The sequence below is a fragment of the Microbacterium sp. CCNWLW41 genome (assembly GCF_037083505.1).
The window spans coordinates 1180869-1203499 of record NZ_JBAOJP010000001.1 but is presented as its reverse complement, the minus strand read 5'-3'; the positions used below and the strand labels follow the sequence as shown (position 1 = coordinate 1203499).

Here is a 22631-nt window from a genome sequence, read left to right as displayed (position 1 = left end):
ACCGGGCGAGCGATGCACCGCACGAAAGGAACCCCGATGACCACCGCCGTCACGACCACCTCCACGACCGAGCTCGACAGCCTGGCCGCCGCGGCGGCCGCAGCCGCTCCGGTGTGGCGCGCGGCGGACGCCGCGACCCGCGCGTCCTGGCTCCGCGCCGCCGCTGACGCGCTCGATGTCCACGTCGACGAGCTGGTCGCGATCGCCGACGAGGAGACCCGGCTCGGCGCGACGCGCCTGCGCGGCGAGGTCGGCCGCACCACCGGGCAGCTGCGCCTGTTCGCGAGCGTCGTCGAGGAGGGCTCGTACCTCGAGCTGACCGTCGACGACGCCGACCCGGCCGCCGTGCCGCCGCGCCCGGAGCTGCGGCGCATGCTGGTCGGGGTGGGACCGGTGGCGGTGTTCTCGGCGTCGAACTTCCCGTTCGCGTTCTCGGTCGCCGGTGGCGACACCGCGTCCGCGCTGGCCTCCGGCAACCCCGTCATCGTCAAGGCGCACTCCGGACACCCGCGGCTCTCGCGGCGCACCGCCGAGATCGTCGCGGCCGCCCTCATCGCCGCGGGTGCGCCCGAAGGCTCGCTCGCTCTCGTCGAAGGCCGCGAGGCCGGCAACGCACTGGTGCAGCATCCGGTCATCCAAGCCGCAGGGTTCACCGGATCGCTCGGCGGCGGACGCGCGCTCTTCGACCTCGCCGCCGGACGCCCCGACCCCATCCCGTTCTACGGCGAGCTGGGATCGGTGAACCCGGTGGTCATCACCGAAGCGGCGATCGCAGAGCGCGGCGAGACGCTCGCGCAGGGCCTGGTGGGCTCGTTCACGCTCGGCGTCGGCCAGTTCTGCACCAAGCCGGGCGTCGTGTTCGTCCCGGAGGGCGCCGGCTTCGAGGACCTGGTGGCGGGCTTCGCCACCGGCGCCTCCGGCGGACCCCTGCTCACCGATCGCATCACCGAGGCCTTCCCGTCGGGCATCGAGCACCTCGAGTCCGACCCGTCCGTGGCGGTCGTCGCCCAGGGCCGGCCCGCAGAGCCGGGGTCTGCGCGCCCGATCGTGCTGTCGACGGATGCCGCGGCCGTCGCCGCTCGCCCCGAGACGCTGCTCGAGGAGTGCTTCGGACCGGTCACGCTCCTCGTGCGCTACTCCTCGGCCGCCGACCTGCGCGCTGCGCTGGAGGCGGTTCCCGGATCGCTGACGGCGACGCTGCACTCGCAGGCGTCCGACGAGGTGGCCGACGTGCTCGAGGTGCTCACACGCAAGGCCGGACGCGTGCTGTTCTCCGGCTGGCCCACCGGTGTCGCCGTGACCTGGTCGCAGCAGCACGGCGGCCCGTGGCCGGCGACGACGTCGCTGCACACGTCCGTGGGGGCGACGGCGATCCGCCGGTTCCTGCGGCCTGTGGTTTTCCAGGACGCCCCGGCCGCGCTCCTCCCCGAGGTGCTGCGGGATGAGGCCCTCGCCACGCTGCCGCACCGCCGCAACGGCGCTCTGCTCGTGCCCTGAACCTCGCTGCAACCGGCGCCCCTCCAGGGCATACACCACGTTCGCGACGAGACACCGCGCCAGGCCCGGGCATTCCAGGGCATACACCGCGTTCGCGACGAGACACCGCGCCAGGCCCGGGTGTCTCGTCGCGGACGCGGTGTTCATGCGCGACGTCCGGCCGGGAGCGTCAGGTGAGGGAACCTGCCAGCGCCGCGCCGGCGCGCTCGAGCCAGTGCGCGGCGTCGGCCATCGCCGCCTCCCCCGACCCAGCGAGGTCGGTCAGCGAGGCGGTGGCGGCGAACCCCGAGACGTCGGCGTCCGCAGCGATGCGCCCCGCGACCAGCGCGACCGGCGCACCGACGGCGCGGGCGACCGCGGCCACGTGGGCGGGCACTTTTCCGGCGGCGGACTGCCCGTCGTAGGACCCCTCGCCGGTGACGACGACGGATGCCGCGGCCACCGCCGCATCGAGTCCCACGAGCTCCGCGACGGCGGCCGAGCCGGGCACGAGCTCCGCGCCCCAGGCCAGTAGGCCGAACCCGGTGCCGCCGGCGGCACCGGCGCCCGGCGTCTCGGGATCGATGGTCGCGAAGGCGTCCAGCCCGGCGAGCCGCGAGAGTGCGGCGTCGAGCCCGGCGACGTCGTCGGGGCTCGCGCCCTTCTGCGGGCCGAACACCGCCGCCGCGCCGCGGGCACCCAGCAGCGGGTTCGTCACGTCGCTGAGCACGGTCACACCGTGCGGCGGAAGCGGCGCGAGCCCCGACAGGTCGGCAGACGACGCCGTGGCGAGCCCGCGCGCGCCGTCGGCGATCGGCGCGCCCGAGGCATCCGTGATCCGCGCGCCGAGCACTGCGAGCAGGCCGGCACCGCCGTCGGTGGACGAGCTCGACCCGATGCCGAGCACGAGCCGCGACACGCCGTGGGCCAGCGCGGCGGCGATCCCCTCACCGAAGCCTCGTGTGTGCGCGTCGAACGGTCGCAGCCGTGGCGGCGTCCCGAGCAGCTCGATGCCGCTGGTGTTCGCGAGCTCGACCACGCCGGTTCCGTTCGGAGCGTCCGCGCTCGGCGGGAGCAGGACCCAGGATGCCTCGACAGGCGTCCCCTCGGGCCCCGTCACCGTCACCCGCATCCGGCGCGCGCCCGGCACGGCGGCGGCGAACGCGTCGACGGTGCCCTCGCCGCCGTCGGCCATCGGCATGAGCCGCACCCGATCGTGAGGTCGCTCGCGTCGCCAGCCCGCCCCGAGGGCGTCGGCGGCTGCCGCTGCGCCGATGGTCCCCTTGAACGAATCGGGGGCGATCACGACGGTGTGGGTCATGCGGCCATTCTCCTCGCGCGCGGCGATGCGTTGCACCGGCGGGTACCGGTTCGGAAAGCGTTATCCTGCTGATCATGGTATCCATGGACCCGTCGCAGGCGCAGCCCGCGTCCCCGCGCGCCGCCATCGCCACCGGCACCGGCCGCTACGGCGATCCGTGGCATCCGTTCTCCGAGACCTCGGCGCGCATCGCCGCGCTGCTGCGTGACGACGGGTGGGACGTCACCGTGGACGACGACGTCGATCACGCGCTCGCGCACCTGGACGGCTTCGATCTGCTGGTCGTCAACGCCGGCGACCCGTGGCGGAACGGCGACACCGAGCTCGGGCACTACGCCGACCCGGCCGCCGATGCCGGTCTCACCACTGCGATCGCGCGTGGCATCGGGATCATCGCGGTGCATGCCGCGCTCTCGACGCTTCGCGACCACCCGGCGTGGCGCCGCGCGATCGGCGGGGAGTGGGAGCCGGGACGCTCGTGGCATCCGCCGATCGCCGACGCGCACGTGCGGATCGTCGACGCCGGTCACCCGATCACCGACCGGATGCCGGGCATCGACGTCTTCGACGAGCGCTACAGCGACCTCGCGGTCGACGGCGGCGCCCGCGTGCTCGCCGAGCACGACGTGGATGGCACCGCCCACCCGGCGGTGTGGATCCGCGAAGACCCGACGCGGGCGGTCGTATCGTCGCTCGGCCACGACGCGCGGGCCTACGACTCCCCAGAGCACGTGCGGCTGCTGCAGCGCGCCGCGCGCTGGGCCGCTCGCGCCTGAGCCGCGGCGCGGCGCCCAGCCGTGGCGCACGGCGCACCGCGCACCGCGCGCCGCGCACAGAATCGGAGGCTGTGGCCGACACGCCGGGAGACGGATGCCGCAGCCCGGCGTGCCGCCCTGGTTCTCCGATTCTGTGCCCGGGCGCGAGCCCCGTGGCCGTGGGCATCCGGCCGGAGCGGGCACAATGGAGGACGGCGCCGCTCGGCGACCCCGACCCCCGGAGTGACATGACCTGGCTCGTGACCGGAGGCGCCGGCTATATCGGCGCCCACATCGTCCGCGCTCTCGGCGACGCGGGCCTCGCGCCCGTCGTCGTCGACGACCTCTCGAGCGGCCACGCCGAGTTCGTGCCTGACGGCGTGCCCTTCGTGCAGGGTTCGATCCTCGACCGGGAACTCGTCGAACGCGCGCTGCGCGACCACGGCGCCCAGGGCGTGATCCATCTGGCGGGGTTCAAGTACGCGGGCGTCTCCGTCCAGCGGCCGCTGCACACCTATGCCCAGAACGTCGAGGGCACCCGGGTGCTCCTCGAGGCGATGCAGGTCGCCGACGTCGCGAACCTGGTGTTCTCGTCCTCCGCGGCGGTGTACGGCACCCCCGACGCGCCGCTGGTCACCGAGGATCTGCCCAAGCGGCCCGCGTCGCCGTACGGCGAGTCCAAGCTGATCGGCGAGTGGCTCATCCGCGACCAGGCCGTCGCGACCGCCGAGTCGAAGCATCCGCTCCGCCACACCGCGCTCCGCTACTTCAACGTTGTCGGCTCCGGCGATCCCGCCGTGTACGACACCAGCCCGCACAATCTGTTCCCGCTGGTGTTCGAGGCGCTCCTCGAGGGACGCACGCCCCGCATCTACGGCGACGACTACGACACCCCCGACGGCACCAATGTGCGCGACTACGTGCACGTCGCCGACATCGCCGCCGCCCACGTCGCCGCCGCGCAGCGGCTGCTCACGGGCGCGCCGATCGAGCCCGCGTACAACCTCGGGTCGCAGAACGGCCTGAGCGTCCGCGAGATCATGGACGCCATGGCGCGCGTCACGGGCATCGACTTCACGCCCGAGGTCGCGCCGCGCCGTCCGGGCGACCCCGATCGGATCGTGGCGACGGGCGAGCTCGCCGCGCGGGACCTCGACTGGAGGAACCGCTACACCGTCGACGAGATGGTGCGCAGCGCCTGGGAGGCCCGCCGGGCCGCCCACGGCTGACGCCCGCCCCCGATTCGCGGATCCGGAAATCGGAGTTCCGCACGCTTTCCGGACCCGCGGGCACCGAAGCCTCCGGAAACCCTCGCGAAGTCCGAAATCCGGAGCCGCGCCACCCGCGACCCGGAGCCGCGCGACCCGCAACCCGAAAGCGGCGCCACCCGCAGCCCGAAAGCGGCGCCACCCGCCACGCGAAAGCGGCGCCTCCCACGACCCGGACCCGCCCCTCAGCGGGCGGGGGGCGCGGTGCTGGCGCGCACGACGAGGCGCGTCGGCACGGTCACGAAGGCCGCGGCCGCGCCGGCCTCGATGCCGTCGACGAGCGCGGCCACCGCGAGCGAGCCGAGCGCGTCGAAGTCCTGGTGCACCGTGGTGAGCGGCGGGCGGTAGTCGGCGGCATCCGCCACGTCGTCGAACCCGACCACGCTGACGTCCCCCGGCACGGCACGCCCCGCGTCGGCGAAGGCCCGCAGCAGCCCGAGCGACATCTGGTCGTTCGCGGCGAAGACGGCGGTCGCGCCGGCATCGACGAGAGCGGATGCCGCAGCCGACCCCGACGCGGACGTCCAGTCGCCGCGCACGACCGGGGGCACCGCCGCGCCCGCCTGCACGAGCGCCTCGCGCCAGCCGCGCTCCCGCTCGGCCGCGGCGAACGAGCCCGCCGGTCCGGCGGGATGGTGCACCGTCCGGTGCCCGAGGTCCAGGAGGTGCCGGACGGCCTGGCCCGCACCGCCGGCGTGATCTGTCTCGACGACACCGAAGCGGTCGTCGCGCGGCGAGTCGACCACCACGAGCTGCAGCCCCGCCGCGCGCAGGTCCGCCTCCCGCACGCGCTCGGTGGCCTCGTTCAGCACGATCGCGCCGTCCACGGCCTGGTCGACGAGCCGCCCGAACGCGGCGGCGACGTCGCCCTCGGCGCCGAGCGTGACGACCGTGAGGGCGTAGCCGCGGGCGGCCGCGGCATCCGCCACCGCCTGAAGCATGCGGGAGTTGCCCACTGACGCGAGCGTCGACACGACCAGGCCGATCGTCTGCGTGCGGCCGGTGCGCAGCGCCCGGGCGGCACGGTGCGGGCGGTAGCCCAGCTCGGCCATCGCCGCCTCGATGCGCGCGCGCGTCTCGGGGTCGACGCGAGGGCTGGCGTTGACGACGCGCGACACGGTCTGCCCCGACACGCCGGCGCGGGCGGCGACGTCCGCCATCGAGACGCGTCTCGTCGTCATCCTCGAACTCCTCGCTCCCCGGCCCGTGCGCTCGCCACCGCAGCGCGAATCCCGAAACCGTGTTGACGCTAACATAGCGCTATAGCTAGCATGTTGACGTGAACACACCGGACTTGGACCCCATGGTCGCCGCCTCGACGGCAGAGCTGGCCGTGCAGGCGCTGAGCGCCGGCGTCGTCAAGCGCGCAACGCGACTGGCCGACGGCCGGGAGCTCATCTACTACGACGACCCGGGCACGACCCTCGGGGCCGAGCGCGCCGTCGACGCACGTGAGCTCGCACCGCGGCCCGAGACCGCGACGATGCGGCGCGACGTGTTGACCGGCGACTGGGTCTCGATCGCCGCGGCGCGCCAGAACCGTGCGTTCCTGCCTCCCGCTCACCTGGACCCGCTCGCTCCGCAGACGCCGACGAACCCGTCCGAGATCCCGTCCAGCTACGACGTCGCCGTCTTCGAGAACAAGTCGCCATCGTTCGGGCCCGCCCTGGCGGTCGCGCACGGCGACGCGCCGGCAGGCGTCGACGCGCCCCGCGACCTCGACGACCTCGTCGCCCCCGGGCTCGGCCGCACGCGCACGAGCGTGGGACGCTGCGAGGTCGTGTGCTTCAGCCCCGAGCACGCCGGATCGTTCGGCTCGCTCACGGCGACACGGGCGCGCACCGTCATCGAGGCGTGGGCCGACCGGACCGCGGCCCTGTCGGCGCTTCCCGGCATCGAGCAGGTCTTCCCGTTCGAGAACCGCGGCGAGGCGATCGGCGTCACGCTCCCCCACCCGCACGGGCAGATCTACGCGTACCCCTACATCACGCCCCGCACGACGAGCCTGCTCGCGTCGATCGATCGCGAGGGCCCCGACCTGTTCGAGCGCATCCTCGCCTTCGAGCGTGCGGGCGAGCGCGTGATCCTCGAGGGCGAGCACTGGACGGCGTTCGTGCCGTTCGCCGCGCGCTGGCCGATCGAGATCCATCTGCTGCCGCACCGTCACGTCGCGGACTTCGCCGAGACGACGGATGCCGAGCGCGACGAGCTCGCGCCCCTCTATCTGCGGCTGCTCCGCGGCGTCGACGCCCTGTACGACTCGGCGACGCCGTACATCGCCGCCTGGCACCAGGCGCCCGTGCACCGTGGCCGCGACACCGCCCGACTGCACCTGCAGCTGACGTCGCCGCGTCGCGCCGCGGACAAGCTCAAGTTCCTCGCCGGTTCCGAGGCCGCCATGGGCGCCTGGATCGGCGACATCCCGCCCGAGACGGCCGCCGCAAGGCTGCGCGAAGCCGTCGCCGCCGTCCCCGAGGAGACCCCGTGAGCGCCACCGACACCCGCACCGCCGACGCCGCGATCGCCCTGTTCGCCGAGCGCTTCGCCGCCGATCCGACGGGGACGTGGTCTGCTCCGGGCCGCGTGAACCTGATCGGCGAGCACACCGACTACAACGACGGGTTCGTGCTGCCCTTCGCGATCCAGCACCGGACGCACGTCGCGCTGGGCCTCCGCGACGACCATCGCATCCGTGTCGTCTCGACCTTCGACGGCAGCGCCGTCGAAGCGGGCCTCGCCGAGCTGCACACGCTGTTCCCCGAACGGCGCGACGAGGTCCCCGAGTGGGCGCGCTACCCGCTGGGCGTCGCGTGGGCGCTGCTCGCGGCATCCGGAATCGATCCGTCCCGCGTGCCGGGCGTCGACCTCGCCTTCGCGTCCGACGTGCCGGTCGGCGCCGGCCTCTCGTCATCGGCCGCGATCGAGGGAGCGACCGCCGTCGCCCTGGCCGAGACCTGGGCCGTCGACCTCGACCGCGTCGCCCTCGCCAAGGTCGGCCGCCGCGCCGAGAACGAGGCCGTGGGGGCGCCCACCGGGATCATGGATCAGATGGCGTCGCTGCTCGGCCGTGCCGACGCCGCGATCTTCCTGGACTGCCGCTCGCTCGAGGCGCAGATCATCGACCTCGGCTTCGCGGACGCGGGGCTCGAGCTGGTCGTGATCGACACCGGCGTGAAGCACTCCCACGCCACGGGGGGTTACGGCGAGCGCCGCGCGGCGTGCGAGCGGGGCGCGGCCGCGCTGGGCGTTCCGGCGCTGCGCGACGTCACTCCCGCCGACCTGCCGCGCCTCGCCGGTCTCGTCGACGACGTGACCCTCCGCCGCGTGCGCCACGTCGTGACCGAGAACCAGCGCGTGCTCGACACCGTCCGAACGCTCCGCGAGCAGGGGCCGACCGCGATCGGCGACCTGCTGGTGGCGTCGCACGCGTCGATGCGCGACGACTTCGAGATCTCGGTTCCCGAGCTCGACACCGCAGTCGAGGCGGCGCTGTCGGCCGGCGCGGTCGGCGCGCGCATGACCGGCGGCGGCTTCGGCGGTGCGGCGATCGCCCTGGTCGCCCGCGATCGGGTGCAGGCCGTGACGGATGCCGCCACCGCCGCCTTCGCGTCCGCCGGCTTCGCCGCCCCCACGATCTTCACCGTGGCCCCGTCCGCCGGCGCCGCCCGCGACTGACTCGCCCCCACAGCCTCATGCTTCACTTGCGCTGAACGTACGCCGATGCCGCGTGGACGCGTGCATCCAGCGCAGGTGAACACCGGGGGAAGGGGCGCCGGCCAGCCGGCGCAAGACCTGGCGGGAATGGATCGGGGACGCTTAGCGTCGAACCTGGTGCGCGGGCATCCGGTCCGCGCGTGTAAGGGAGCGATCGTGGCGTACATCACCGTCGGAACCGAGAACTCGGTCGACATCGACATCTACTACACCGATCAGGGACCGGCCGATGCGCAGCCGGTCGTGCTGATCCACGGGTTCCCGCTCAACGGCGAGTCGTGGGGCAAGCAGCAGGCGGCGCTCCTGGACGCCGGCTACCGCGTCATCGCCTACGACCGACGCGGCTTCGGCGCGTCGACCAAGGCCGGGTCGGGCTACGACTACGACACGTTCGCGTCCGACCTGCACGCCCTCGTCGAGGACCTCGACCTCCGCGACGCGGTCCTGGTGGGCTTCTCGATGGGCACCGGCGAGATCGCACGCTACCTGTCGCGGTACGGCAGCGGCCGCGTGGCGAAGGCGGCCTTCCTCGGGTCGCTCGAGCCGTACCTGCTGAAGACCGACGACAACCCGGGCGGCGCCGGCCCCCAGGAGTTCTTCGATGGCATCGCGCAGTCGGTGCGCGAGGACCGCTACGCGTTCATCGCCGGGTTCTACAAGGACTTCTACAACCTCGACGACAACCTCGGCACCCGCATCTCGCAGGAGGCTCTCGACGCGAGCGTCCAGGTCGCGAGCTACGCGGGGAACGCCGCGATCGCCGCGGCGCCGCTGACGTGGCCGACCGACTTCCGCGGCGACATCGGATCGATCGACGTGCCGGCGCTCATCCTCCACGGCACGGCCGACAACATCCTGCCGATCGACGTGACCGCCCGGCGCTTCAAGGAGCTCCTCCCCGACGCGACCTACGTCGAGCTCGAAGGCGCGCCGCACGGCCTGCTGTGGACGCACGGCGCCGAGGTGAACGAGGCGCTGCTCGCCTTCCTGAAGAGCTGACGACGACGGATGCCTCGGCCCTCGGTCTCCGGGACCGCCCGGGCCGAGGCATCCGACCCGGCAGCCGGTCCGTGACGAGCCCCGCCGGAGAAATCGAGCACCGTTCGGGTTTACTGTGAGCTATGGCAGAGAACGGCACGGGGCGGCGGGGCTCCTACGCCAAGGGGGTGGCCAAGCGCGAGGAGATCCTCACGCGCGCGCTGGAGGTCATCGCCCGTGAGGGTTACCGAGGCGCGTCGGTGAAAGAGCTGGCGGATGCCGTCGGCCTCAGCCAGGCGGGACTCCTCCACTACTTCGAGGGCAAGGAGGAGCTGTTCACCGAGATCCTCCGCAAGCGCGACGAACGGGACTCGGCCGACATGGGGCTCGACGCCGCGACGGCCTCACCGGAGGCCGCGCCGGCCGACCTCCGCGAGCTCCGGGACGGGTACGTCGGGATCGTCCGTCACAACGCCGAGGTCCCGGGGCTCGTGCAGCTCTTCGCGCGGCTGTCGGTCGACGCCGCCGATCCGGAGCATCCCGCCCACCGGTTTTTCGTGGAGCGCGGCGAGACCCTGCGCGGCTACTTCGCCGCAGCGATCGCCGCCGGGCAGGAGTCGGGCGAGATCACGGACCGGATCGACCCCGCGACGCTCGCGAGGATCTTCCAGGCCGTCGCCGACGGACTGCAGCTGCAGTGGATGCAGCAGCCCGACGTCGACATGGCCGCAACGATCGACGCCCTGTTCGAACTGCTCACCACGGAGAAGCGATGACCGACACCACCACGACCATCCGGTACGCCGAGGCACGCACGACGACCGGACGGGTCCGCGGCGCCTGGCGCGGCGAGCCCGGCGCCGGCGGGTCGGCGGCGTTCCTCGGCATCCCGTTCGCCAAGGCTCCCGTCGGCGACCTCCGGTTCGCCGCTCCCGTGCCGGTCGACCCGTGGGAGGGGGTTCGCGACGCCCTCGAGTTCGGCGCGACCGCGCAGCGCGGCGACACCGGGATCACGCTCATCCCCGAGCCGTCGGTGCCGGGCGAGTCGACGCTCAACGTCAACGTCTTCACGCCGGCACCCGGCGCGACCGAGACGCCGCTGCCGGTGCTCGTGTGGATCCACGGCGGCGGCTACGTCTCCGGCTCACCGGCGAGTCCCTGGTACGACGGCCGCGCCTTCAACCGCGACGGCGTCGTCACCGTGACGATCTCGTACCGCCTCGGCTTCGACGGATTCGGCCGCATCGACGGCGCCCCGTCCAATCGAGGCGTGCGCGACTGGCTCGCGGCGCTGCAGTGGGTGCAGGACGACATCGCGAACTTCGGGGGCGACCCCTCGCGTGTGACGATCGCCGGCCAGTCCGCCGGCGGAGGCGCGGTGCTGCGGCTGCTCGCGCTGCCGGCCGCCCAGCATCTGTTCCACTCGGCGTGGGCGCTGTCCGCCGCCCTGGCGGACGTGCCGCCTGACCGCGCCGAGGCCGCCTCGGCCCGGCTCGCGGCGCTCGCGGGCGTCGCCCCGACGCGCGACGGCTTCGCCTCGGTGCCGGAGGCGACGCTGCACGGGCTGCAGTCGAAGGCGAGCCAGGCCCCCTCGCGCGACCGCCTCGCCGGCGTCCGCGCCATGCTGGACGACGGGCTCTCGTGGGGCCCCGCCGTCGACGGAGACCTCGTGCCGCAGCCGACGGTCGCCGCGCTGCGGGACGGCGTCGGCGCCGACAAGCCGCTCGTGCTGGGTTCGACGGACGACGAGTTCACGATGGTCCTGGACGGGGCGGCGCGCGCGCTGCGCCTGGTCCCGGCCGGTCTCGCGCTCTCGAGGCTGGGCGTGCCGCGCGATCGCCGCCGCGAGTACCTCGCCGACAACGCGGCGCAGCGGCGCAAGGGCACGGCCGCCGTGCTCGGCCGCTATGTCACCGACGCGGTCTTCCGCTCCACGGTGGCGAGGGTCGCCGAGGCGCGGGGCGCAGCGCCCACCTGGGTGTATCGCTTCTCGTGGCCCTCGCCGACGAGGCGGTGGGCCCTGCACTGCCTCGACGTGCCGTTCTGGTTCGACTGCCTCGACGAGCCCGGCGTCGCCGCGATCGCGGGAGACGCGCCCCCGCGGCGGATCGCCGCCGCGCTCCACGGCGCCGCGGTGGCGCTGGTGCGCGGCGACGACCCCGGCTGGCCGGCCTGGTCGAGCACGCCGGGGACGACGCGCGTCTTCGGCGGCGAGGCATCCGCCTCCGACGTCATCGGCGACGGCTACCGCAGCGTCCGCGCGCTCGTCTGAACGAAGCGTCGATCAGCGCAGCGCCGGAACGACCTCGCGCTCGAACAGCTCCATGCCCGACACGTCGTAGGCCGCCTCGGGGAAGTAGTGGATCGCATAGGCGATGCCGTGCCGCTCGCGCTCGGCGAGCTGCTCGACGACCTGCTCCACCGAGCCGAACCCGGGCGACGCGAGGTACTCGTGCTCGATGTGGTCGGCCCGCTCCTGCCCGACGTGCGGGAGCAGCCGCTCCTTGACGACGGCGAGCCGCTCGCGGGCCTCGCCCTCGGTCGCCCCGACGATCGTGTTGAAGTTCGAGGTGCGCGTGATCTCGGAGAAGTCGCGTCCCAGCGCGTCGCAGTGTTCACGCAGCACGGCGCTCTTGCGGTCGATGTCCTCGAGCGATCCCGAGAAGTTCGTGTACGACGCGTACTTCGCGGCGATCTTGAGCGTGACCTTCTCGCCGCCGCCGGCGATCCAGAACGGGATGCCGCCGTCCTGCAGCGGCAGCGGCTGCACGATCGCGCCGTCGACCTGGTAGTGCCGGCCGTCGAGCGTCGCCCGGCCGGTGGTCCACGCCTGCTGCATGATGTCGACGCCTTCGCGGAGCATCCGCAGCCGCTCGGGGACCGGCGGGAACCCGTAGCCGTACGCGTTCCACTCGTGCTCGTACCAGCCGCCGCCGATGCCCATCTCGGTGCGGCCGCCCGACACGATGTCGACCGTCGCGGCGACCTTCGCGAGGTACGCGGGGTTGCGGTAGCCCATGCACGTGCACATCTGGCCGAGACGGATGCGGCTGGTCGAGGCCGCGAAGGCGGCCATCAGCGTCCACGCCTCGTGCGTCGCCTCGTCCGAGTGCACCGGGGTCGTGTGGAAGTGGTCGTACACCCACAGCGACTCCCACGGGCCTGCATCCGCGCGCTGCGCGAGGCCGTTCATCACCTCCCAGTGGGCGGAGGGCTCGATGCCCACGAGATCGAATCGCCAGCCTTGGGGGATGAAGGTTCCGAAGCGCATGGCTCCCACCCTAGAGCGGGTGACGGATGCCGCGCCCCGGCGCCGCGGAGGCTCGACGACCGCCTCGCGGAGAGGTATATTCCGCCGGTCGCCCGGCCCGCCGGCCGCCCGGTCAGTCCGCGACCACGCGGGCGCGCGGCATCCGCTGTCGCATGACCGCGATCGCCTCGGGGTTGTGGTCCACGAGCACCGCGTCGCGGCCGAGTGACGACGCGACGGCGCCGGTGGTGCCGCTCCCCGCGAAGAAGTCGAGCACACGGTCGCCGGGGCGCGAGGACGCCTGCACGATGCGGCGCAGGATGCCCTCGGGCTTCTGGGTGGGATACCCGGTCTTCTCACGCCCGGTCGTCGGCACGATCGTGTGCCACCAGACGTCGGTGGGCAGCTTGCCCCGCTCGGCCTTCTCCGCCGTGACGAGCCCCGGCGCCATGTAGGGCTCGCGGTCGACGGCGTCGGAGTCGAACCAGTACGCCCGCGGATCCTTCACGTACACCAGGATCGTGTCGTGCTTGGTCGGCCAGCGCTTGCGCGTCTTGGCGCCGAAGTCGTACGCCCAGATGAGCTCGTTGAGGAACCGCTCCCGCCCCACGAGGGCGTCCATGAGCACCTTGGCGTAGTGCGCCTCGCGGTAGTCGAGGTGGAGGTAGAGGGTGCCGTCCTCGGTGAGAAGCCGCCACGCCTCGAGCAGTCGCGGCTCGAGGAAGCCCCAGTAGTCGTCGAACCGGTCGTCGTAGGCGCGAAGGTCGCCGCGGATCCGCTCGTACTCGCGCCCGTGGAACCCGCGTCGCACGATCCCGGCGGGTTCCGCCGCCTGCTCGACGGGGGACGGATGCCGCGTCCGCGCCGTCTCGACGGCCCGCTCCTGCGTGCGGCCGGTGTTGAACGGCGGGTCGAGGTAGATGAGCGTGAAGGAGGCGTCGGCGAAGCCGCGGACGACGTCGAGGTTGTCGCCCTCGTGGATCTCGACGGCCCCCTCGGCGGGCGCGGGGGCCGGCCCGTCGTCGGTCACGGCACCCGGCGCAGCCACGCGTCGGTGGCGAACTTGGACTCCACGAGCGCCTCCGCCTCGGCGTACTCGTCCTCGGCGATGCGCCCGGGCACGGCGCCGTAGAGCTTCGTGAACGTCTGCTCGAGCTTGGCGATGATCGCCTCGCGCGGCAGCCCGGTCTGGCGACGCAGCGGATCGACGCGCTTCGCGGCCGAGGTCGTGCCCTTGTCGCTCAGCTTCTCGCGCCCGATGCGGAGCACCTCGGTCATCATCTGGCCGTCCATGTCGTAGCTGAGCGTCGCGTGGTGCAGCACTCCCCCGTTCGCCAGTCGCTTCTGCGCGGCGCCGCCGATCTTGCCCTGCGGCGAGGCGATGTCGTTGAGCGGCTGGTAGGTGGCGTCGACGCCCAGGGCGCGCAGCCCCTGCAGCACCCAGTCGTCGAGGAACGCGTACGAGTCCGCGAAGGTGAGACCGGCGACGAGCGATGCCGGGACGTAGAGCGAGTACGTGATGATCGAGTTCGCGCCCATGAGCATGGCGCCCCCACCCGAGATGCGGCGCACGACGTCGAAGCCGTGGCGCGCGGCACCCTCGGGATCCACCTCGTTGCGCAGCGACTGGAACGACCCGATGACCACGGCGTTCTCGTTCCACTCCCAGATGCGCAGCGTCGGGCGCCGCCGGCCGTCGCCGACCCGGGCGGTGAGCACTTCGTCGAGCGCCAGGTTCATGCGCGGCGAGACCGGGCGCTCGTGCACGATCTCCCAGTCGAAGTCCCGCCAGCCGGGCGCGGTGACCAAGGCCCGGCGCACCGCCGTGCCCACCGCCTCGGGCGTGAAGCCGAGCAGCTGGGCGCCCTCGGGGAGCGCGGAGCGCACGGCCGCGGCGACCGCGGCGACGTCCGCCTCGACCGGGAGGCCGTTGACCGCCGCGTCGATGTCGTCGAGCGCGTCGTCCGGCTCGAGGAAGAAGTCGCCCGCGAGGTGGAAGTCCGCGATGCGGCCATCGCGCTCCTCGAGGTCGACGACGACGAGCTTCCCGCCGGGCACCTTGTATTCGCCGTGCATCCGCTCAGCCTATTGCCGAGCCGGGGCGATCAGCCCTTCGCCGGGAACCGCCGGTCGAGCCACGCGAGGAGATCGGCGCGCACATCCTTCTGCATGACCTCGTTGAAGATCTCGTGGCGGGCGCCGGGGTAGACGAGGGTCGTGACGTCGGTGAACCCCGAGCGCGTCCGGTACGCGTCGGCGAGCCGGTGGACGCTGCGCGGGCCGCCGACCCGGTCGTCGCGACCCACCATGAGCAGGGTGGGCAGGTCGCGCGGCGAGTCGCGCAGCGGAAGACCGTACATCCGGAGGGAGTCCGGGATCCCGATGAGCTTGAGCGGGTCCTCGCTGGTGGTCAAGGGGTCGTCCAGGAACGCTCGCCCCACGGCGAGATCGCTCGAGAGCCACTCCGTGCCCATCGCACCGGGCCCGTCCCACGGTTTGTTGAGCGCGGTCGTGCGGATCCAGCGCGGCATCCGCAGGGCCGAGCCGGTGAGGACGAGACCGTCATACGCGTCGGGGTGGGCGTTGACCAGCATCTGCGCGAGGATCGATCCGCCCGAATGCCCCAGCAGCACGAGCGGCAGCTCCTGATTCTCGGCGCGGATGTGCTCGGTGAACTGCCACATGGCGGCCAGTGCGGCGCGCAGGCCCCCGGGACCCAGGTGGCCGAGCCGAGAGGCATCGCCACCGTGCTGCGCCATTCCGGTGCGGCCGTGGCCGCGGTGGTCGGCCGCGTAGACGGTGCAGCCCTGTCCGGTGAGTGCCTCGATGAGGGCGGCGTACCTCCCGGCGTGCTCACCGATGCCGTGCAGGAGCTGCACGACAGCCCGCGGCTCGGTCTTCGCCGGGTGGACATCGAAGAAGATCGTGATGCCGTGGGCATCGATGAACTCGGGCATGCGCAGGAGTCTATGCGGACGGATGCCGCCGCCCGCCGCATGCGGTGCGCGCCGGGGCGCGGCATCCGCTTTCCGACTTTGTTTAGCAAGACTAATGAGCTAAGCTAACTAACCGTATGAGCAGCGACGAGACCACCACGACAGCGACCGGCCCGAGCGCCGTCGACCAGCCGGACCTCTCCCCTGCCGCCTCCCGCCTCCGGATCGCGATCTTCCGTCTCGCGCGGCGCATGCGCACGCAGCGCGCCGTCGACTCGATGAGCGACGGCCAGTTCGCCGTCCTCGCCGCCCTCAAGGTGCACGGTCCCCACACGCTCGGCGAGCTCGCCGAGCGGGAGCGGGTCTCGGCTCCCTCGATGAACCGCACCGTCAACTGCCTCCAGGAGTCGGGCTACATCGTGCGCGGCGCCGACGAGCGGGACGGCCGCAAGGTCGTCATCTCGCTCACGCCCGAGGGCGAGGCGGTCGTCGAAGAGACCGCGCGCCGCCGCGACGCGTGGGTCGAGGCATCCCTCGCCCAGCTCACCGCGCGCGAGCGCGAGACGCTCGAGGCCGCCGCCGAGATCATGCAGCGGATGGTCGATCGATGAGCGCGATGTTCCGGTCCTTCTCCGCCTTCAACTACCGCGTCTGGTTCATCGGCGCGCTGGTGTCGAACATCGGCGCGTGGATGCAGGCGACGGCCATCAGCTGGGTCGTGCTCACCGAGCTCACCGACAACGACGCCGCCGCGATGGGCGTCACGATGGCGCTGCAGTTCGCGCCGCCGCTGCTGCTGGTCGGCGTGACGGGCCTCGTCGCGGACCGGTTCGACCGCCGCCGGCTCCTGCTGGTGACGCAGAGCCTGCTGCTGATCCTCGGACTCGGCATCGGCGCGCTGATCTTCGCCGGCGTCATGAACCTGCTGATCATGTACGCATTCGCACTCGCCCTCGGCGTCGTGGCGGCGTTCGACAACCCGGCGCGCCAGGCGTTCGTGTCGGACCTCGTGGCACGCGAGAACGCCTCCAACGCCGTCGCGCTGAACGCCGCGTCGTTCAACGGCGCCCGCATGATCGGCCCGGCCGTCGCCGGCATCGTCATCGTGGCGGTCGGAACCGGGTGGGTGTTCGTCGCCAACGCCGTCACCTTCCTCGCGATGCTCGCCGCGCTCGTGCTCATCCGCACCCACGAGCTCATCCCGCGCGTGAAGGCGCCCCAGTCGTCGCGGCTCGCCGACGGCTTCCGCTACGTGGCCGGGCGACCCGACCTGATCGTCACCTTCGCGATGGTGTTCCTCATCGGCGCGTTCGGCATGAACTTCCCGATCCTGGCCTCGACGATGGCGGTCGAGTTCGGCAAGGAGGCCGACGGCTTCGGACTGCTGAGCTCGATCCTCGCCATCGGCTCGGTCGCCGGAGCCCTCATGGCGGCACGGCGCGATCGCGCGCGGCTGCGGGTGCTCATCGCCGGCACGGCGATGTTCGGATTCGCCGCCCTCGTGTCGGCCTTCATGCCCTCGTACTGGCTGTATGCCGTCACGCTCATGTTCACCGGCTTCGCCGTGGTGACGATGATGACGACCGCCAACGGCTACGTGCAGACCACGACCGATCCCGTGCTGCGCGGCCGGGTGCTGGCCCTGTACATGGCGATCCTCATGGGCGGCACGCCGATCGGCGCACCCATCGTCGGATGGGTGGCGGCGGAGTGGGGTCCGCGCGTGGCGATCCTCCTCGGCGCGGCAGCGGCCTTCGTGGCTTTCGCGATCGGTGCGACCTGGCTCTTCGTCTCGGGCCGGCTCCACCGCCACGAGCACAGGCGGTTCCGCCTGACGCTCGACGAGACGCGCCCCCTCTCGGTCATCGCTCCCGAGGAGTTCAGCGACGAGGTCGCCGGCACCACCCCGATCCGCGTCGTGCCCGAGGACAAGGGCGACGTGCGCGTCCGCCGCGCGAGCTGACGTCTTCCCGCGGCACCGCGGTCCGCGTCAGGAAACGGTGAGGGTGACGGATGCCGCGGCCAGGCCGTCGGCCGTCACCGTCACCGTCGCCCGTCCCGGCCCCGTCGCCCGCACGATCGCGAGCGCCCGCCCGTCGTGCGTCGTGACGGCGGGGCCCGCGAAGGACTCCTCGGTGCGGATGCGCCCGGTGCCGAGGCCGACGAGCTCGGCATCGCCCTCTACCGTCACGGTGACCGCGCGATCGGCGTCGCACGCGACGACCCCGTCCGCATCGGCGAGGAGGATCCGGACGAAGCCGAGGCCGTCCGTCGTGATCTCGTCGCGCTCGGCCATCGCCACGAGGGCGATGTCCGCCGCGGTGCGCAGCGTCGTGCGGCCGACCTCGCGACCGCCGGCGCGCGCGACGGCGACCAGCTCGCCCGGCCGGTACTCCGTCTCGAAGCGCGCCCGGAACGCCTTCTCGGCGCCGACCGGCGCCACGCCCAGCGAGACGCCGTCGAGCTGCAGCTCGACCTCCTCCGCGGGCGCGTAGACGTCGACGGTGACCGGGGCGCCGGGCGCGGCATCCCATGTCCATGACGACACCGAGTCGTCCCACGACCACGGCGTGGTCGCCGTGGGCCGGCCGTGGTGCCGGGGCGGATGCACCGCCAGGTACGGCTCGGTGCGCAGCCCGAAGACGATCTCGCGGTAGTAGGACGCGGGGCGGCGGTGGCCGGTGATGTCGAGGTCGCCGCAGCCGGCGAGCAGATGCGGGAACGGTCCGGCGGTCCCGGTCGGCTGATAGCCGGGCTCATCGGTGTAGTCGACGCGGCCGATGCCGGCCTCCCCGAGGTAGTCCCACCCCGTCCAGGTGAAGTCGCCGATGACGTGCGGCAGGCGCTGGACCAGCTCCCACATCTTCTCGATCCGCGAGGGGAAGGTCTCGGAGCCCACGATGACCCGGTTCGGGAACAGCTCGGCATCCAGCTCGTAGCGGGACTCCGCGTAGTTGAACCCCACGACGTCGAGCACCGATGCCGACTCCTCGGTCGACGACGTCACGAGCTCCGACGCGTTGGCGCGGGCCATCACGTCGCCCATCGTCGCCATCATGGTGTTCGGATCGGAGGCCTCGCCCTCACCCTCCGGCCCGGCATCGGCCTCCCGCATGCGGTCGAGGTTGGCGATGATGCCGTTGATGCCGTTGGTGACCAGACGGGTGTCGTCGCGCTCGCGGATCCGCTCGGCCAGGCGCCTGCTCCACGCCGACCCGGCGGGCGACGCGAGCTCGAGGATCTCGTTGCCGATCGAGTACATGATGACGCTCGGGTGGTTGAGGTCCTTCGCGACGAGGGCGTCGACGTCGTGCCGCCATCGCTCGGCGAACCCCGGCGCGGCGTCGAAGGCCACCTTCGACCGTGTCCAGGTGTCGGTGAGCTCGTCCATGACGAACACGCCGTGCCGGTCGCACGCGTCCAGCATCGCGCGGCTCATCGGGTTGTGCGCGCTGCGCAGGGCGTTGAAGCCCGCCTCCTTGAGGAGCCGCACCCGCCGGTCCTCCGCGTCGGCGAAGGTGGCGGCGCCGAGCGGCCCGCCGTCGTGGTGGACGCAGGCGCCCCGGAGCGTCACGGGCTCGCCGTTGATCCGCAGGCCGCGCCGCGCGTCCACTTGGAGGCGACGGATGCCGAAGCTCGCGGCATCCGTGTCCAGCTCGGTTCCGTCCTCGGCCGTGAGGGCGGTGCGCACCTGGTGCAGCGCGGGCGACGCCTCGCTCCACAGCGCCGGCGCCTCGACCGCGAGGCGGAGCCGTGCGACGGCCTCGCTCCCGGGGAGCACGGTCACGGGCGCTGACCCGGTCGCGACCTGCACGCCGTCGGGTCCCACGACCGTCCACGTGAGCCGCAGCCTGCGCGTGTGGCGCGAGCCGTTCCGCACGGTCGTCGCCACGTTCACGATCGCACGGTCGGCGTCGATGTCGGGGGTCGTGACGACGGTGCCGTCGAGCGGGATGTGCACCGGATCGGCGACGACGAGGTGCACGGGACGATAGATGCCCGCGCCGGAGTACCATCGGCTGTCGCGGTGCGCGCGGGCTTCGACGGTGATGCGGTTCGCCTCCCCGTGGCGCAGATACGGGTCCAGCACCGCCTCGAAGGCGTTGTAGCCATTCGGCTCGTGCACGACCTCGTCGCCGTTGACGAAGACGACCGCGTCACGGTAGACACCCTCGAACTCGAGCCGCACCGTCTTGTCGCGCCACGAAGCGGGCACGTCGATCGTCTTCGCGTACTCGAACACCCCGCCCGGCACGTAGCCGGTGTGCACGCCCTGGTCGCTGCCGGAGGACCGCGGCAGGTCGCGCACGGCGTCGTGCGGCAGCCGGACGGGCCGCGGCGCCGACTCGGGCGTGGGTGCCTCGAAGGCACCGAGCTTGGGACCGACGGTCCAGCCCTCGAGGAACGGCTGCCGGATCACGCGCCGACCTCGCGGGAGCCGTCGGCCTCCGCGGGTCCCGGGTCCGCCCCGGCGCCCTCCGCGGGTTCAGCGCCGCCCGATCTCGCATCGAGCACCGCTTCGATCCCCGCGAGGTCGTAGCCGCTGATCATGCCGCGGAAGAACTCCGCCAGCGCCTCGGCCATGTCCGTCGACGACGGGTCGAGGAGCCATTGCACCTGGAGGCCGTCCATGAGCGCGATCGTCGCGACCGCCGCGCGTCGCGGGTCGACCCCCGGCAGCAGCCGATCGGCGGAGGCGATGCGCGCGAAGGCCCGGGTGGTGCTCTCCCGCACGTATTCGTATCGCTGCACGAAGTACCCGTGGGCGGGATGATCGGACGACGTCGCCTCTGCCGAAAGCGTGCAGTAGAGCTCGACGACCCCCGGGATGGACGCATTGTGCCGCGCGAGCGCGACGAGGCCGCGCAGGGCCTCGACGCCGTCGGGCACGTCGAAGTCGACGAGTTCGCGCGCCAGGTCGTCTCGGTGGTCGAGCACCGCCTGAAGCAGTGCGCTCTTGCTTCGGAAGTGGTGAAGCAGCCCGGCCTCGCTCATGCCCACGCGCTCGGCGACCTCCCGCAGGGATCCGGCTCGATATCCGGATTCGGCGAACACCTCGAGGGCTGCATCCAGGATCGCCGTCCGCGTCGCCGCCGACTTCGCGTACTCGCCGCGCGGCTTGCGCGTCCGCGTGGGAGCGGTCCCCTTCTGCGCTGCGGCGGAGGTGGTCTCGGTCATCGTCTCACCGTATCCCCGGGTCGTCTCGCGCACCTGCATCGGTGGCCGCCGGGTTCCTTCCCCTCCGTTCTATAACGAAATTCGAGCGCGCGCTAGATTTTTGCGTCAAAAACCTAGCGGTGACTAGGAATTGGTGTTAGCGTCTCCCGCCAGAAGGCGATCCGCAGGGGCATCGCCACCTATGAAGGGACCAAGGATGTTCCGTTGGAAGGCCACAGCAGCCACCATCGCGATCGCCGCTCTCGCCCTCACCGGCTGCGCCGGTGCCGGGGACGACGGGTCGGGCGCAGGCGAATCCGGCCGGGCAGACCGGCTCACGCTCACCGCGATCATCGGGCCCACGAGCTACGACATCGGCCAGGGCGCCGAATACGGCAACCGCAGCCCGTTCTTCCAGGCGGTGTTCGACACGCTGCTGCAGAAGAACGCCGCCGGTGAGATCGAGCCGTGGCTCGCCACCGAGTGGGAGTACAACGACGACAACACCGTGCTGACCCTGACCCTGCGCGACGACGTCGAGTTCACCGACGGCACGCCGCTGGACGCCGACGCCGTCGTCGCCAGCCTCGAGCGCTTCCGCGACGGCACCGCCCCGCAGGCCGCCACCCTCGCCGGCAAGGAGTTCGCCGCGGTCGACCCGACGACCGTCACCATCACGCAGCCCACGCCCGACCCCTCGCTCGTGAACCTGCTGTCGATCGCCCCGGGCCTCATCCAGGCGCCGTCGACGTTCGACGACCCGGACTCCGCCACCGAGCCGGTCGGCTCCGGCCCCTACATCCTCGACACCGCGGCGACGGTCACCGGCACCACGTACGTGTACACCGCCAACCCGGACTACTGGAACCCCGACGCCGTCAAGTACGACAACCTCACGATCAACGTCATCGAGGACCCGACGGCGACGCTTAACGCGCTCAAGGCGGGCGAGGCGAACGGCGCGAAGATCGTCAACAACGACACGATCCCCGAGATCGAGGCATCCGGCTGGACGATCGAGTCCAACGAGCTCGACTTCCAGGGCCTCCTGCTCTTCGACCGCGCCGGAACCATGGCCCCCGAGCTGGCCGATGTGCGGGTGCGCCAGGCCATCAACATGGCGTTCGACCGCGAGGCGCTGCTCGACGCGCTGCAGGCCGGCTACGGCACGGTGACCGAGCAGGTCTTCCCCGAGACGTCCGTCGGCTACGACGAGGCGCTCGACAGCACCTACGGATACGACCCCGAGGCCGCCAAGGAGCTGCTCGCCGAGGCCGGCTACCCCGACGGCTTCACGCTCGACATGATGTCCACGCCGGCTTTCCAGACGACGTTCGACCTCGTGGCGCAGCAGCTCGCCGACATCGGGATCACGGTGAACTACACCGACCCCGGCACCGGCAACTTCATCACCGACATGCTCGCGCCGAAGTACCCGGCGACATGGATGGCGCTGGAGCAGAACCCCGACTGGCAGCTGATCAACTTCATGATCGCCCCCCAGGCGACCTTCAACCCGTTCCGCTCGCAGGACCCGCAGGTCGACGAGTACATCGCCACCATCCAGATGGGCGGCGACGACGCCGAGCAGGCCACGAAGGACCTCAACGCGTACATCGTCGAGCAGGCCTGGTTCGCGCCGTTCTTCCGGGTCCAGGGGACCTACGCGGTGGACGCGAACACGAACCTCGAGTTCTGGCCCACCAACGCCTACCCGTCGATCTTCGGGTTCTCGCCGAAGAGCTGAAGCCTCGCCCCGCCCGCGCGGTCACGCGC

At 72.4% G+C, this 22631-nt stretch carries 19 protein-coding genes; 11 read left to right on the top strand and 8 right to left on the bottom strand.

The annotated features are described in order from the left end of the window. Nucleotides 1–36 precede the first annotated feature (36 nt). The gene (locus V6R91_RS05285; protein ID WP_336394533.1) at nucleotides 37–1497 is read left to right on the top strand and encodes an aldehyde dehydrogenase (NADP(+)); all 1461 of its coding nucleotides are present in this window, start codon (nucleotides 37–39) and stop codon (nucleotides 1495–1497) included. Between the two features lie 169 nt (nucleotides 1498–1666). On the opposite strand, the gene V6R91_RS05280 is transcribed toward V6R91_RS05285, so the two are convergent. Beyond that, nucleotides 1667–2797: a glycerate kinase gene (locus V6R91_RS05280; protein WP_336394532.1), complete on the bottom strand. Its 1131-nt coding sequence runs from the start codon at nucleotides 2795–2797 to the stop codon at nucleotides 1667–1669. A 74-nt stretch (nucleotides 2798–2871) separates the two neighbouring features. Here V6R91_RS05280 and V6R91_RS05275 point away from each other — a divergent pair, with 74 nt between their 5' ends. Both V6R91_RS05275 and galE read left to right on the top strand, forming a co-directional pair. Further along, entirely contained in the window at nucleotides 2872–3573 is a 702-nt protein-coding gene (locus V6R91_RS05275; protein ID WP_336394531.1) for a ThuA domain-containing protein, read from the top strand. 227 nt (nucleotides 3574–3800) lie between these two features. Beyond that, nucleotides 3801–4781, top strand: coding sequence for a UDP-glucose 4-epimerase GalE (galE, locus tag V6R91_RS05270; RefSeq protein ID WP_336394530.1), 981 nt, complete (start codon nucleotides 3801–3803; stop codon nucleotides 4779–4781). 224 nt (nucleotides 4782–5005) lie between these two features. Here galE and V6R91_RS05265 read toward each other — a convergent pair whose 3' ends face one another. Next, nucleotides 5006–6001 (bottom strand): LacI family DNA-binding transcriptional regulator, encoded by a 996-nt coding sequence (locus V6R91_RS05265; protein WP_336394529.1) that lies wholly within the window; start codon nucleotides 5999–6001, stop codon nucleotides 5006–5008. 122 nt (nucleotides 6002–6123) lie between these two features. Here V6R91_RS05265 and galT point away from each other — a divergent pair, with 122 nt between their 5' ends. The 5 genes from galT (at nucleotide 6124) to V6R91_RS05240 (ending at nucleotide 11784) form a co-directional block, all read left to right on the top strand. Further along, entirely contained in the window at nucleotides 6124–7308 is a 1185-nt protein-coding gene (gene galT / locus V6R91_RS05260) for a galactose-1-phosphate uridylyltransferase (RefSeq protein WP_336395047.1), read from the top strand. Then, nucleotides 7305–8495, top strand: a complete 1191-nt coding sequence (galK, locus tag V6R91_RS05255) for a galactokinase (RefSeq protein ID WP_378884954.1) — start codon at nucleotides 7305–7307, stop codon at nucleotides 8493–8495. Before galT ends, galK begins: the two co-directional genes overlap by 4 nt. 195 nt (nucleotides 8496–8690) lie before the next feature. Continuing rightward, nucleotides 8691–9533 carry an alpha/beta fold hydrolase gene (locus V6R91_RS05250; protein WP_336394528.1) on the top strand — a complete coding sequence of 281 codons (843 nt, stop codon included), beginning with the start codon at nucleotides 8691–8693 and terminating at the stop codon, nucleotides 9531–9533. 122 nt (nucleotides 9534–9655) lie between these two features. Beyond that, nucleotides 9656–10288 (top strand): TetR/AcrR family transcriptional regulator, encoded by a 633-nt coding sequence (locus V6R91_RS05245; protein ID WP_336394527.1) that lies wholly within the window; start codon nucleotides 9656–9658, stop codon nucleotides 10286–10288. Beyond that, nucleotides 10285–11784: a carboxylesterase/lipase family protein gene (locus V6R91_RS05240; RefSeq protein ID WP_336394526.1), complete on the top strand. Its 1500-nt coding sequence runs from the start codon at nucleotides 10285–10287 to the stop codon at nucleotides 11782–11784. Before V6R91_RS05245 ends, V6R91_RS05240 begins: the two co-directional genes overlap by 4 nt. 12 nt (nucleotides 11785–11796) lie before the next feature. Here the strand turns inward: V6R91_RS05240 and V6R91_RS05235 are convergent, their stop codons facing one another. The 4 genes from V6R91_RS05235 to V6R91_RS05220 form a co-directional block, all read right to left on the bottom strand. Then, nucleotides 11797–12783, bottom strand: a complete 987-nt coding sequence (locus V6R91_RS05235; protein WP_336394525.1) for an LLM class F420-dependent oxidoreductase — start codon at nucleotides 12781–12783, stop codon at nucleotides 11797–11799. 112 nt (nucleotides 12784–12895) lie between these two features. Next, a complete protein-coding gene (locus tag V6R91_RS05230) occupies nucleotides 12896–13810 on the bottom strand; it encodes a DNA-methyltransferase (RefSeq protein WP_378884942.1) in 915 nt (304 codons plus the stop codon). Beyond that, a complete protein-coding gene (locus V6R91_RS05225; RefSeq protein WP_336394524.1) occupies nucleotides 13789–14838 on the bottom strand; it encodes a lipoate--protein ligase family protein in 1050 nt (349 codons plus the stop codon). Before V6R91_RS05225 ends, V6R91_RS05230 begins: the two co-directional genes overlap by 22 nt. A gap of 29 nt (nucleotides 14839–14867) precedes the next feature. Continuing rightward, entirely contained in the window at nucleotides 14868–15719 is an 852-nt protein-coding gene (locus tag V6R91_RS05220) for an alpha/beta hydrolase (protein ID WP_336394523.1), read from the bottom strand. A 116-nt stretch (nucleotides 15720–15835) separates the two neighbouring features. Between V6R91_RS05220 and V6R91_RS05215 the strand changes: the two genes are divergently transcribed. Both V6R91_RS05215 and V6R91_RS05210 read left to right on the top strand, forming a co-directional pair. Beyond that, nucleotides 15836–16309, top strand: coding sequence for a MarR family winged helix-turn-helix transcriptional regulator (locus tag V6R91_RS05215; protein ID WP_336394522.1), 474 nt, complete (start codon nucleotides 15836–15838; stop codon nucleotides 16307–16309). Continuing rightward, the gene (locus tag V6R91_RS05210; protein ID WP_336394521.1) at nucleotides 16306–17661 is read left to right on the top strand and encodes an MFS transporter; all 1356 of its coding nucleotides are present in this window, start codon (nucleotides 16306–16308) and stop codon (nucleotides 17659–17661) included. The genes V6R91_RS05215 and V6R91_RS05210 overlap by 4 nt, the downstream gene beginning before the upstream one ends. Nucleotides 17662–17688: 27 nt before the next feature. On the opposite strand, the gene V6R91_RS05205 is transcribed toward V6R91_RS05210, so the two are convergent. Continuing rightward, complete coding sequence (locus tag V6R91_RS05205) at nucleotides 17689–20118, bottom strand: glycoside hydrolase family 2 TIM barrel-domain containing protein (protein WP_336394520.1); 2430 nt, start codon at nucleotides 20116–20118, stop codon at nucleotides 17689–17691. Continuing rightward, the gene (locus V6R91_RS05200; RefSeq protein WP_336394519.1) at nucleotides 20115–20876 is read right to left on the bottom strand and encodes a TetR/AcrR family transcriptional regulator; all 762 of its coding nucleotides are present in this window, start codon (nucleotides 20874–20876) and stop codon (nucleotides 20115–20117) included. Before V6R91_RS05200 ends, V6R91_RS05205 begins: the two co-directional genes overlap by 4 nt. Before the next feature lie 196 nt (nucleotides 20877–21072). Here V6R91_RS05200 and V6R91_RS05195 point away from each other — a divergent pair, with 196 nt between their 5' ends. Then, complete coding sequence (locus V6R91_RS05195) at nucleotides 21073–22602, top strand: ABC transporter substrate-binding protein (protein WP_336394518.1); 1530 nt, start codon at nucleotides 21073–21075, stop codon at nucleotides 22600–22602. The last annotated feature ends 29 nt before the right edge of the window (nucleotides 22603–22631 follow it).